Origin of the sequence: Pseudomonas sp. DE0157, assembly GCF_007678615.1 — a bacterium.
Lineage (GTDB): Bacteria > Pseudomonadota > Gammaproteobacteria > Pseudomonadales > Pseudomonadaceae > Aquipseudomonas > Aquipseudomonas parafulva_B.
Window position 1 is genome coordinate 1 of the sequence record NZ_VEJN01000003.1, and the last position, 12,392, is coordinate 12,392.

9 protein-coding genes and 1 pseudogene are annotated in these 12,392 nt (G+C 52.4%); 5 read left to right on the forward strand and 5 right to left on the reverse strand.

The window, feature by feature from the left end; all coding sequences use genetic code 11:
- Positions 1–616, reverse strand: a pseudogene (locus tag FS777_RS05560) (IS5 family transposase); the annotation flags it as partial.
- Positions 617–2,410: 1,794 nt separating this feature from the next.
- Here FS777_RS05560 and FS777_RS05565 point away from each other — a divergent pair.
- The 3 genes from FS777_RS05565 to FS777_RS05575 all read left to right on the forward strand — a co-directional run bounded on the left by FS777_RS05565 (position 2,411) and on the right by FS777_RS05575 (position 6,430).
- Positions 2,411–2,638 carry a hypothetical protein gene (locus tag FS777_RS05565; protein WP_145254292.1) on the forward strand — a complete coding sequence of 76 codons (228 nt, stop codon included), beginning with the start codon at positions 2,411–2,413 and terminating at the stop codon, positions 2,636–2,638.
- Positions 2,639–3,916: 1,278 nt separating this feature from the next.
- Complete coding sequence (locus FS777_RS05570) at positions 3,917–5,176, forward strand: integrase (RefSeq protein WP_041506453.1); 1,260 nt, start codon at positions 3,917–3,919, stop codon at positions 5,174–5,176.
- Positions 5,177–5,206: 30 nt separating this feature from the next.
- A complete protein-coding gene (locus tag FS777_RS05575; RefSeq protein ID WP_145254295.1) occupies positions 5,207–6,430 on the forward strand; it encodes a hypothetical protein in 1,224 nt (407 codons plus the stop codon).
- A gap of 484 nt (positions 6,431–6,914) precedes the next feature.
- Here FS777_RS05575 and FS777_RS05585 read toward each other — a convergent pair whose 3' ends face one another.
- Together FS777_RS05585 and FS777_RS05590 are read right to left on the reverse strand one after the other, a co-directional pair.
- Positions 6,915–7,487 (reverse strand): hypothetical protein, encoded by a 573-nt coding sequence (locus FS777_RS05585; RefSeq protein ID WP_145254301.1) that lies wholly within the window; start codon positions 7,485–7,487, stop codon positions 6,915–6,917.
- 179 nt (positions 7,488–7,666) lie between these two features.
- Positions 7,667–8,827 carry a hypothetical protein gene (locus tag FS777_RS05590; protein WP_178091248.1) on the reverse strand — a complete coding sequence of 387 codons (1,161 nt, stop codon included), beginning with the start codon at positions 8,825–8,827 and terminating at the stop codon, positions 7,667–7,669.
- Positions 8,828–9,745: 918 nt separating this feature from the next.
- Between FS777_RS05590 and FS777_RS05605 the strand changes: the two genes are divergently transcribed.
- The gene (locus FS777_RS05605; RefSeq protein ID WP_256675156.1) at positions 9,746–10,351 is read left to right on the forward strand and encodes a DUF262 domain-containing protein; all 606 of its coding nucleotides are present in this window, start codon (positions 9,746–9,748) and stop codon (positions 10,349–10,351) included.
- 337 nt (positions 10,352–10,688) lie between these two features.
- Here FS777_RS05605 and FS777_RS05610 read toward each other — a convergent pair whose 3' ends face one another.
- Positions 10,689–11,243 carry a hypothetical protein gene (locus FS777_RS05610; RefSeq protein ID WP_145254313.1) on the reverse strand — a complete coding sequence of 185 codons (555 nt, stop codon included), beginning with the start codon at positions 11,241–11,243 and terminating at the stop codon, positions 10,689–10,691.
- A 263-nt stretch (positions 11,244–11,506) separates the two neighbouring features.
- Here FS777_RS05610 and FS777_RS05615 point away from each other — a divergent pair, with 263 nt between their 5' ends.
- Positions 11,507–11,974, forward strand: coding sequence for a helix-turn-helix domain-containing protein (locus FS777_RS05615; protein ID WP_145254610.1), 468 nt, complete (start codon positions 11,507–11,509; stop codon positions 11,972–11,974).
- On the opposite strand, the gene FS777_RS05620 is transcribed toward FS777_RS05615, so the two are convergent.
- A complete protein-coding gene (locus FS777_RS05620; protein ID WP_145254316.1) occupies positions 11,971–12,390 on the reverse strand; it encodes a hypothetical protein in 420 nt (139 codons plus the stop codon). The two genes, FS777_RS05615 and FS777_RS05620, sit on opposite strands and share 4 nt — an antisense overlap.
- Between the last annotated feature and the right edge of the window lie 2 nt (positions 12,391–12,392).

The following is a 12,392-nucleotide window of genomic DNA, read 5'->3' on the forward strand; positions in this document are numbered from 1 at the left end:
TATTGGTCGCAGTAGCGGCGTAGCGCTTCGGCGTCGTAGCCCTTGTCGGCAAGTAGCCACTTACAGCGCTTGCGCGGACGGCCACGTCGGCTCGATGGAATGCTGACCTCGTCCAGCAGTGGTTGGGCGTAGCTGATGTCACTGGCTTGACCGCCAGAGAGGAGAAAGCGCAACGGTATCCCGCTGGCGTCGCAGAGCATGTGGATTTTGGTTGTCAGGCCGCCACGACTTCGGCCTAGAGCGTGATCGGCAGGCTCGTCAGGCCCCCTTTTTTCCGCGCTCCAGATGAAGCACGGGTTGCTCTAACAACGGTCGAATTGATCATCCAGGTGTGGAGATCGATCAAGCCTTTGTCATTGAGTCTGAGGTGCAATCGTCTGAGCATCTGATCGAACGTTCCGCGGTTTCGCCAGACTCGGAAGCGGTGATAGACAGTCGCCCAAGACCCGAAACGCTCGGGCATATCTCGCCAGGCTGCTCCTGAGCAGAGCACCCAGAGAACACCATCGAGCATCAAGCGATCACTGCTGCGGGGCCTGCCCCTGACGTGGACTGCCGTAAAGAGGTCGGCGACCACCTCCCACGCTTCATCAGAGAGCTCATAACGCTTTGCCATCACAGAATTCCTTTCCGTTGATGGTCGGCGACTGTACCGAACCCAGGCTGTTCCGCGGCCACATTTCAGTTTCTTGGGATTTCAGACAGAGCCTAGTCCGATTACAAGAGTGGCAATCTACCATCATGCCTGAATCACCGGAATGAGAGCGTATGGTGAGCGGTGGCCTCATCAGTAATCTGCTCCCGGCGCAGTCATCTAGGCTTCGCAATACATGACGGATACCCTGTACGCACATACAGCGTTAGTTTTGCCAGCGTACAGAACGGCTTCCAAAGACGCCTTGGAGGAGGGCGCTCGTATCAGCACAAAATCTTTATAAATGCCTGGAGCGTCCGGAATCATTGGGCTTCAGGGCATCGAAGGCTTCGAGCTATGACTACGGAGTGCTTCTGCTGAAGGAGGGGAGCCTTTTTACGGTGTGAATCTCTTATCTGTATGGATATACAGCTTTATTCTGGTGTCTGACGTTTTACAGGCGGCAATTTTCTGTTACTGCCCGGCCCGATGACCCCGCTTACCATCTCTCGAATGTGAAAACGATGTATGCGAAAACAATAATCGAAGGCTTAGTTCAAGGGAGCTTGTGTGAAGGAACAACAGCTGCGCGCAGTATTCGCGAAAAGGAACAGTCACGATGGCTAGCCGACAATTGTCCCCTGACATCGTGTCCCTCATTCACCATGTTGAGCTGAATAGGTCAGGATGGTGGAAAAAAGGCGTCTTCACGGGCGGTACATGGGACGGTATCAAGCTCTTTATGGGCTGGAACTGAAGTGAGATCGCGCCTTTAGGGTTCTGTTTTCACAGTGCTTTCCAGGTTATTGATCAGTCGGGCTAAACAAGTACCTTATCTCCCTCAGAACACTTGCTCCTGAGAGCGCTTCACGAGTCTCTGTTTCTCTCGCATCGTCTCGAGTATCGGGCATGCGACTTTATAGTGCCTTGGGGTGAATTCCGGCCGTTGGCACTGCTTGGCCAGAAAGTCGATGCCGAGGCGCCAGGCTTGGAATGCTTCCAGTGCGGGTTCTAGGGTACCGAGCCGTGCGCGGACGTCGTTGATCGTGGCGGTGACCGTAAACACGCTAAGGCCACTAAGCACGCAACGTGGTCGGATCACCGGCTGCGGCTGCCTGCAGGCGTTCTAATCTGGCAGCCTGGCCCAGGCTGCATAGACGAGATGCCAGAGCTCGGCCGTGGAGTGCCAGCGCATGGATGTAAATTGTAGACGCCGAAGGATGTTGACGGATGCGGAATCAGATTCAGGCCGCTTGAGACGCGGGGATCAATAGTCAATAGGCTTGGGCTGTCCTGAGCGCTGGCTTACGCGATGGCGCCGATCGTCGAGCACAGCACCGGTATGACAGGAGAAGACTAAAATGGGGCAGTCGTCGGTTCAGTTCAGTTCAGTTCAGTTCAGTTCAGTGAAACTTCAGTTTCAACTGTAGCCCGAGAGCGCTGGCTCAACTAGACGATTAAATTTCGGATGGGATCCCTAGCTGCTGGATTATGGTTTTCAAACCGGGCGATCAGGGATGGTGGGCTGGTGAAGCTGAGGAGGTACTGGAGGTATGGAACGTAACGGGTTGATTCGAGGGGTATATGGTCTAATCAGGCGAAGTCTGTTTCCGGGGGCTGGTGACACGCTCAGTCCAACAAGCTTACCCACTATTTAACATAATACACATTATGCGCATCTAGGTATTTCCAGTTCGATACCACCCTGGGGTACATTCGAACCCACGAACCGCATACAGCGTCCTTCTGTAGACCGCTCACGGAAACTCTCTTCCCATGTCCCACCATCTATCAGCTGACCACATCGTCGACCTCTACGATCGCCATGCATTCACCTGGCACCAAAAACGTGCCAATCACTGTGACGCTCAGGAAATTTTGACCATGTCGATTGACGATGTGCGCCAGCAGATTTTCCATATTTATCAATTGGTTAAGTTCATGCTTTGCAAGCCCATCGCTCAGAATTGCGGGAGGTATTTTGATCATTGTGTGCCTAAATGATGAGAAGTGGCCAAGTCTAGACACAGCATGCGGATTTTCACTGGGCGTGCCGGTCTTCCATCAGAAAATGATCGGATCTTAAAAATGATCGACACCCTAACAAGGCCCCAGACCAGAAGTGCACACACCGCTTGCCACTGAGGTAACACACCTACCAGCGCCACCCTAAGCGCAATACCGTCCAGAAAATAGCGCGTACAGGGCGACAACGCCCATTCGGGTCAGGCGTTCGCGCAGGAGGAGCCGAATGAGGTCTAATTGAAGTCAGTCCGTATCAGTAAAAAATGATCATCATTTTTACACTTATTCGCGGCATACAGTGTTACGCCTGCTTGCTAGGTCTCCGAGACTGCTTACAGGAGACCAAATACGACCTCGTTTATCGCTCACTGATGAATGAGCCGAAAGGTATAGAGTTGGTGCGCGCCAGGATTGCTTTACAGGAGGTGCATCTCGGGGCAATCTCGCAGCTATTCTCCAGTTTCGGAGGTGCCTCCTGAGCAGTGAAGCCCTCGCCTTTGTCGGAGGTTTCAAGGCCAAATCCAATAATTACTCAACTAAATATTCATTTAGTTGAGTAAACATGAAAGTGCTTGTGGTTGCACTCCGACCTACTCCGCTAAGTGATCATCATTTTTAAATTATCACACGCGCATGTGCCATCCCCTGATGGGTTGCGGCTTCAGTCGTCGGTTGCTGATCATTTTTAACATTAAAATGATCGCGACACTATCGAGTGTTGTGCTGCAAATTAGGTTGCTGAGGGGGGGCGAGTAAATGATCATTTTTAAACACTTCCGGAAAGCTGCGGCTGATCCGTGTAGGCCCTGCTCGCAGCCGGGAAGGCGGTTATGTTTTAAAAGTGATCATTTCAATTGTCGTTTAATGATCTAGGACGGAGGGGGGTATGTTTGAGAAAGTGGCTTGGGAGTGAAGCTTCGAAGAAGCTTCATTATATGAGCATGTGCTCGGCTTGATTTCAAGAGCCCTGCCAGCGGATCTGACGGATGGTGCCAGGGATGGGAGGCCCTAATTCCATCGCTAAATCGCGAGCTGTCCGTCAATATATCAATAATTATTTATCGACTCCGGTGCAAATATTCTCCCGTGTTTCGAGTGAAGGGGTTGTGAACTGCGTTGAGTTATGTTTACTTAAGCATCTGTATTGTTTTTTCATGAGGCTTTATATGGTTCGCTGTGGACAGTTGGCTGGAGCGTTAAAGAGGAGCGTAAGCCGTCCATTTCCGATAAGTGCCAGAACCGGAAATGGTCAGTGACATGAAGACAGCTCCATGTGCACTGTTGCCATTGTTCAGTACCCACCGGTGGTTTATCGAATCTTCCACTGAGACTGATGATGAGGTCGCACTCACGGTTCATCGGTATCTGAGCGAATTCCCTGCCCAAGCAGATGCCCAGGCAGGCTATGGCGCAGTACGAGGCTTTCTGCAGTCCTACACAAGCAATGAAGCAACATTCAACTCGTATCGTACTCATGCGGAGCGGCTTTTGTTATGGTCGCTGCTGATTTGTCAGCGTCCGCTGCTTGAGTTACGACGTTCGGACGCCGAGGCTTTCCTAGAGTTCTGTATGAATCCCCCGGAGGTCTGGGTTGGTCAAGTAGTAAGAAATCGCTACCTTCGCGGGCATGCGGTCGACGGCGGATCTTTGATCCCGAACCCTGCCTGGCGTCCCTTCGCTACAACCACCAAGGGTGGCTATTACAACCTGACAGCCGGCAGCATCGCCCAAGTGTTCTCGGTCTGTAGCAGCTTCTTTGAATACGCCATCGATGAAGGGATATGTGCTGTCGTAAATCCATTTCGAGCAATCAAGCAGAAATCCAAATTCAAGGGTCGCTCTGCTCAAGTAAAGACGACACGCGCGCTTACTCCCTTGCAATGGGAATACGTGCTCGAGGCCGCTGAAGTCATGGCGGATTCGGATCCAGTGCGGCATGAGCGCACTCTGTTCATCGCTTCCACCTTGTTTTCTATGTACCTCCGGGTTTCCGATGTCTGCGGGAGAGATAATTGGGAGCCTTCCATGGGGGATTTTCGCTTAGATCACGACGGAAATTGGTGGTTTCACGCGGTTGGCAAGGGTAATAAAATCGGAAAAATCGCAGTCCGGACGGACTATGTCGAATGCTACCTTAAACGGTACAGGCAGTTTTTGGGGTTAAACCCCCTACCCTTTCCTAACGAAACCACTCCACTGTTGATGACGCTTGACGGAAAAGCCGGCCTGTCGACTAGGATGGTTCGTATCATCATGCGCGCAGTCTTTGATACTGCGATTAGCCGTATGGTCGCAGAGGGGCGTCATGAAGGTGAGATCCAAAATCTGCGTGTGGCTTCTACGCATTGGTTGCGCCATACCGCAGCAACATTCGATGCGCCTTTCCGTGATCCCAAGGATTTGCAAGCCGATCTCCGACACAGCAGCCTTTCGACTACTCAGAATGTCTATTACAGCAGTCAGGATGATCAGCGCGCTTACTCCATAAAGAAGCTTGGTATGAAGGATCGCGGCTGATTCCTGTGATAACTTTCCAAGGAAGAGAAAATGAACAACATTCCATTCCCTTGTTTCTTCGGGATTGAAGAAATCCTGCAATTGGATGCCGAGAGCCTAGAATATGAGTCTCCATATGTTCTCTCTCAGCTTCAGGCCTGCGCAGCCGAAGCACGGCCTTTAGAAAGCTATGCTTGGGTTAAGAGTTTCCTACAGGCCAATGCGGTAGCTACCCGGTATACCGTTTATCGTGCAGCGGCTGAGAGGTTGTTGTTGTGGTGTTTGCTGGTCCTAGAGAAACCAGTAACGGAGCTTGATGAAATTGATATTCGTTGCTTTATGGATTTTTGTTTGTGCCCACCAGATCATTGGATTGCACAAAGCCCCGAAAAGCGTCTAATGCGCGCCTCGGCTAAACGAAGCTCTAGGGCCATGGTTGTGAATCCGGCTTGGAGACCCTTTAGGCCGAGCCTGAGCACGTCGCAGATTGAGGGCGACCAAGTAAAAATTACGAGCTCGTCGATACTTGCTGGAGTAATGACAGTGATCAACCAATTCTACTTGCACCTAGCCGGAGAAGACGTTCTTGATAAAAACCCAGCACATGAGCTTCACCGGTCAAGACAATATGCACCTTTGTACGCCGTACATGAAGGGAAAAGGTGCTTTAATGCATCTGAGTGGCGGGAGTTCGTTGCAGTGGCTGAGGCAATGGCTGAAGCGGATCCAGGTTTTGAGCGAAAGCTATTCATGATTATTACAGTTTATTATCTGCAATTGCAGCCAAGCGAGATTGAACTGTTCGGCAAGGTCATTCTTATGAAGTCTTTGTGCAGGAAAGATGATGGCACCTACAGGCTGGATGTTCCGCATTTTCCTGCATTGAAGCATGTTATGATACCATCAGAATATGTTGAGCGATGGGTTGCGCGGTTTCGAACTTATCTGGGAACGCATATGACACCCCTTAGCCTCGATCCGACACCACTAATTTCTACTCAGAGCGGCCGCGGTGGTATTAGCAGTAGGCATGCGAACCTCATTTTCAAATCCATTTGCAATCAGGTAGTGATGAATCTGGAAAATCTGGGCGTTGAGGTTCCGGATGACTCTCCTTTTCGAAATGCTTCTCTGCTGTGGCTGCGTGAGACTTCGTTGATGCGTTTGGCAGAATTTTTGCCATTTGATCACTTTCGCCTGATGGTTCGCGGATCCACGAGTGATAACGTATTCGCTCGGTATTATGCGTGGCACCCCAAATACCGAGCTCGCTGAGATATGGGTGTATTCTCCAAGCTCTGGACTTTGTTTTTTCCTGATCGTAGGTCAGAAGCCGAGATAACACGTGAGCGTCAATTCATCGAGGCTGTTAACAGCCTCAAGACCCTCAGAACGACTGACCGCGGCGGAATGTCGATTGATCTCGAGGAGATTCGCGACCAGGTTTTAGAGAGTCGTGAGGCCTTGAAGTATCTCGTAGATCCAGCCATTAGAAAGGTTAAAGAGGTACCGCCCGGTGATTGACTCGGCGGATCTTGGTCACTAACTTTTGATCAAGATCCCCTGCCCTGCGTTGATCAGAGATGGCGTGCCCCGATGGGGACGGCTGTCGTAAACAGCGTCACCGACTAGCGCCGGCGTCCCTGCCCGTTGGGCTTCCATCCTCACGCCTCCGGCCGGAGGCCTGCGCGCTCCGCTTGCCATCGAGTATCTGAGCGCCTTCACAAGGTGTCCAGCGCTCATGATTGTACCTCGGATGTCAGCTGCGGATTTTGTGACCCTGGCGCTTCAGTGTTTCAAAGAGACAGTGGCGTTCATAACTTTCAAGCGTTTGCCCGTTTGCCTCAAGCAGTTTCTCCATAATCCAGGCTGCGTCATCTTTCGAAAATGAATAGCTAGAGCATTCGAACTCCATTTCAACACCACCAGGTCTGACTGTCTGGATAGAGACTCCTGCATAGCCCTCGGGAAACGGCATGAGTGCGGTGCTAGCTTTACCGAAGGGGATCTCACCGGTTGCGTTCAAATGCCAGTCCAGAAACAGTCTGTATTTCCGTTTCAGTAGCGGCTCATCTTCTCTGGCCACTGCCGTAGTCAGCTCCGCGCTGGACTGCCCCACGATGGAGATCGCTTCGGCCAGGTAGAAAGCCAGTTCATAGGCGACCGCTGAGCCGAATTCAAGGCCATGAGAGTCAAACTCAAGCCTTACACCGCCCTCGCCTACGCCCCTGATCGCACAGTCCCAGTGCTTATTAGAATCATTTTCGCGCCAGCGGCGAATTTGACGTTGAAATTTGTGAGTGCCTGGTGCGGTGCTGATGTTAAAATTCATTAAATCCTCAGTTGAGATAGTGTGTCTTTACCCATAAACGGATGATTTTTTGAGAACTTGAGTTGTATTGAGAATTTTTTTCGTGCACCTTTACGCGGTGCCATCACTTCTATGTGTGAGGAGTTCATCCACCCTCCCCCCCGCCTTTCATTCGGTTTTGAGCCTGTGCTCGTATCTGTCTACTTTGGTTCCGCTAGGACATTGCCAGTGTGGTGGCCGACATGATGATAGTTCGTCAACTGCCGGAGAGAGATCTCACAGTATTTTTGAAAGCGCTCTGCGAAATCCGCGAGAGTCATAACGTCCGATTTTGGATTCCTGCGATACGCTACCGGCCCCTCACCCCTCCCTAATTTCGTGGTCATCTGAAGGATCCGCTCAGCCGATCCTCCTCCCATAAGCCGGCGAGGGTTGTATGTGACATTGATTCCAGCAATCTCAGCCATCTGGATCAACTTCTTAGACCTGATGGAATAATCGATCTCGAGCTTGCTTATGTGGTAAGGTAGGCATTTACTGCTCTCGGTAATACGCACAAATGTAGTCGAACGAAGGGCGTCGTCTAATGCGTTGACCTCTAGAAGGCCTGGATTATCGACTAACGTAAAGGCGCTTCCAAGGACAGCGCCAGGGGGGGTATGGAGGACTACGGCTACCCAAGGACGAACAACTGAACCGTCATGCCTTTGAACCAACAGATCCATTGGAATGGTTGCGAGAACCGCGGTGATATCCTCGACCAGATTGGCTCCCCTTAAAACCAACCCAGAGCGGCCCGCTTTCGCATGAGCGAGCAGCACATTGATTTTCCGAACCTTATCGTCCGGCGCGATGCCCTCCAATGAGACTTCGGCATGCACCTGCCATGAACGACGCACTTCCCAGATTGGCTCATGAAATGAAAAACGTTGGTCAGGGCTCAGCTTGCACCTCGAGCTCCAATCTGGCCCAAGGTGCAATCCCTGTGGCGTGTTGTTTGTCAAAGCTGCGATTACTGCGTTCATTCCATGACGCTCAAGGTAGGCGTCCACGCTTGGGAGAACCTGAGCTGGCAGGCATTCCTCCAACGCCGCTATGCACTTGAGCAGCACCTCGCCTGGAAGCTCAAACAGTTCAGCAGCACGGCATTCGCCAAGCTCCTGGTTGAGAACGATGAACTCTGCATCGGACAGATGCTGCTCAAGCTCTTGATCATCCTCTTCGAGTTTGAGTGCCCTGTAGGTGTGGTAACCAAGGAGCGCAGCCATGACTTCCTGGATTTTCGCGTGCCCTACTTCAATGCCTGCAGCAACAAGTTCCGCTTTAGCATGTCGAGCAGCATGGGTGAGTATGTTGGCCATCTCATGATTCTCTGGCGCTGTCTTTGCTGCTGGTCGCTTTATCTGTCGTAAGACAGCTGAGTCACAAGATGCTGGAAGGAAGTGATGGGTGAAGAACCTCTTTGAGTCGACCAGAGCTGAGGTGAGGCTACCTCACATGACTGTAGCTCAGGCGCGGAAACTGGAGCAACTAACTCGACGGGTGGTGACATGCTAGCGATAGTTTATCAAGTTGCTAATGCCGCAAATTCACCACTTGCTAATTAGCTGGCGAGTATCAACAGCATCATTTAGAATTCGGCTCCCTCACCGATTCAGGTTTCATGGGTGCGCAATGAAATTTCTATTCCGCCTTTGGGATTTCTGCTTCCCGGATCGAAGGTCAGAAGCAGAGATAGCGCGTGAACGTCAATTCATCGAGGCGGTCAACAGCCTCAAGACACTAAGGGTGACTGACCGCGGCACTATGTCGATCGATCCAGAGGAGATTCGAGACCAGATACTAGAGAGTCGCGAAGCCTTAAAGCACCTGGTTGATCCAGCGCATAGAAAGGCTCCCGGGGAGCCAAACAGAAACTGACTGTGTGGGTCTTGGCGTGCCCCGCTGGGGACGGCTGTCGTAAACAGCGCCACCTGCTGGCGCCGGCGTCCCTGCCCGTTGGGCTTTCATCCTCACGCCTCCGGCCGGAGGCCTGCGCGCTCCGCTTGCCATCGCACCGTGGGTGGGAAATCTGGCGAGCTGACCAATATTTAGCTAATTGTTAATCGACAGAATTTAGCATTTGGTGAACTCTGGATTTCAAAAGGTAATCCGATCTTCCTTGGCATTGCTCATCGCATCTGATGTGTTATCTTTGCGACATCGTCGAAGACCCCAGATAAATTTCACTAGAAATGCCCAGGTGGTCTGGATATCCCTCTTTTAGTTAACGACAGTCAATGCTCACATCAAACGCAGTATTTCAGCGACTCAGCGGCGCCGATGAGTCGGGCAGTATTCAAATGCCCAAGAAGCAACTGGATGCATCGCTGCAGATGTTTCAGATCGACATGCTCGCGTCCAACCTGGAGGCCTACTCAGTTGATCCCGCAAGGGCTCGTGCCAAGTATCCGTGGGCGACTCGGTTTGCCATGGGGCATCCCCTGGCTCCCTGGCAACGGCCTTCAGTTTGGACTGAGGAGCAGCAGGTTCGGTTTATCACTTCAATCTGGATGGGTTCAGATCTTGGGTCTTACTTGGTGAACGGTTGGTATGAGTTTGCTGATGGTGGCGCCTATGCGCTGAACAGCGAGGTTTTGCTAGACGGCCAGCAGAGGCTCACAGCCCTGGAAGGCTATCTGCTTGGCAGGTTTGGCGTGCCCGATGCGGATGGGTGTGTGCGGTATTGGGCGGAAGTCGGTGACAAGGAACGTAAGCGTTTCCTGGCGATGCCCTTCGCTCAAGCCAGGGTGCATTCTAGTGATGAGGCTGCGCTACGTAAGGTCTACGATCTTCGTGCCTTCGGTGGAACGGCACATACCGAAGATCAGCGGGCATCTGCTTAACGAACTGATTGGCGTGCCCCGCTGGGGTCGGCTGTCGTAAACCGCGCCACCGGCACGCCGGCGTCGCGGCCCGCTGGGCTTCCATCCTCACGCCTCCGGCCGTTGGCCTGCGCGCTCCGCTTGCCGCTGTGGATGCCCTTACATGACAGATGTGTCAGGGCACCATTTCCTGCCTAGATCCAGTCTTCCTCACGATATGCTTGCATGCTCGTCACCTGTGGTCGCTTAGAACGCTTTAACGCTAACCTACGATCGCCGCGGGATCAAAGGGGGGCGTCTTGCGGTTCATGCCTTGTGAGAAGGGTCGCGTCGGATAAACCCGCCCTCCTCCATTTAGCTATTTGTAAAGCTTGCTGAAGCGTCCGGATAACGATGCTGGATCCATAGTCTTCCATGCTTCGGGATCAGCGGTGCAGTTGATCATTTTCCACGCTCCCCAAAGGAAAAATCCTCCTGCCAAGCTGGCCTCAACCAAGGCAATTGTCGTGACCTCTGCTATTGAAGGCATGAACAAGCCTGAGAAGCGCAGCAGAGCAATGGTGACTGGCCATCCGATTACGAAGACCGCGCAGAAGGCAATGACAGCGTAGACCGCTAGGGTTAGTGGCACCTGCCACCGATACTTCGTTGCAAACGCCTTCTTTCCGTCGTTTTTCTTGAAGCCATACAAGACTCCAAAATTTTTATCTCGTTGCTTCGAATTTTTGAAGATCGTGTACAGGGTAACCTGGTCACCTGCGTCCAACTCTTCGAAAAAATCAGTTTCCATCTGCATATTGGGTATCACGTGCCCGTCTATGCTCACGTTGGCCTTGAGCCCCTTCGACATTTGGTTGACCACCCTGACGTAGTCGACTTTGCCGGAAACTTTTGTACAGTCAAATTTAATCACAACGCTGCCTTAGTGCTTGGTTACAAACTGGGTTCTGGAAGCTGGTGGCCAACCCACTGGTCAAGCTTGCTCAAAGCGCTCAACACGGACGCTCTATGCAGTGTGTTACCCGTGACCAAGGAGGCCGCGATTGTCTTGTGCGGCTTCGATCTGTGGGCGGGCATGTATGGCCGTAGAGCTCGCAATGTCACGATAGTATCACCATGATCTGTTTATCGAAACAGGCAAGCCGTGGCTCTATCCTGCCTTTTGCAGGTGCGATCATGCTTTTCAAGGAGGCGATAGCTGGAGCGTTGCGGGGAGCCAGGGCTCATCAGGGCATGGACTACGATGACTTAGCAGATGCAACCCACAGAACCTATGTGGGGATGCTTGAGCAAGCTCGAGCGAATCCCACGCTCGAGAAGCTCAATGAGATTGCTGCCACCCTTCAGCTGGATTTGCTGACAATCGTCAGTCTTGTCGTCGCCGTAGAATCCGATGCATCGCCTTCTGCAGTTCTGCAGCGTGCGACCTCCCAGATCCAGGAGTTCGAGGCAGCAGGTGGCTGGGATTTGGTGAGAAGCCAGTTTGCAAATGGCGAGCTCATTAAGCGGCCACAGGGGAAGCCTAGACAGCCGCAGAATGCTGATGCGATCCAGGCACTGAAAGCGCAGGGCTTCGACAAGAAGTCTGTTTCTGAAAAGCTAGGTATAGCGAGAAGCACGGTTCAGAAATGGTGGAATGTCTAAATCGAGAATCGGTCATCTGGAAGGCTGCAGCTACCTTCGCTTTGGTTACTGCTCATCGCCTCCCGATGAGCCCTCAGGTGCTTCATCTCTAGCTCCCACTCATCTACGAACTTTTCCAGGTCATGCAGGTACGGGCCTGCGGCTAACCGCGTTGAGCCGACGCTCGCTTGGGCAAATCGCTCGCGCCACGGCGCGGGAATGGTCAGCTCATCGACGATCCTGCGGCCTGAGGTGTGAGCCGACGTACTGACCTGGTCGAGGAGATGTTTGCAGGGAGGAGCTACATCATCCAAATCTTGCTCAACTGCTTGCAGCTCCTGGAGGAGACCTTTCGCTGTGGGATCGCCAGGCTGAAGAGCGGATAGAGCCCAAAGCAGCCGCCGCAGTTGACGCTCGCCCTCTATGGAATCGGCCATGG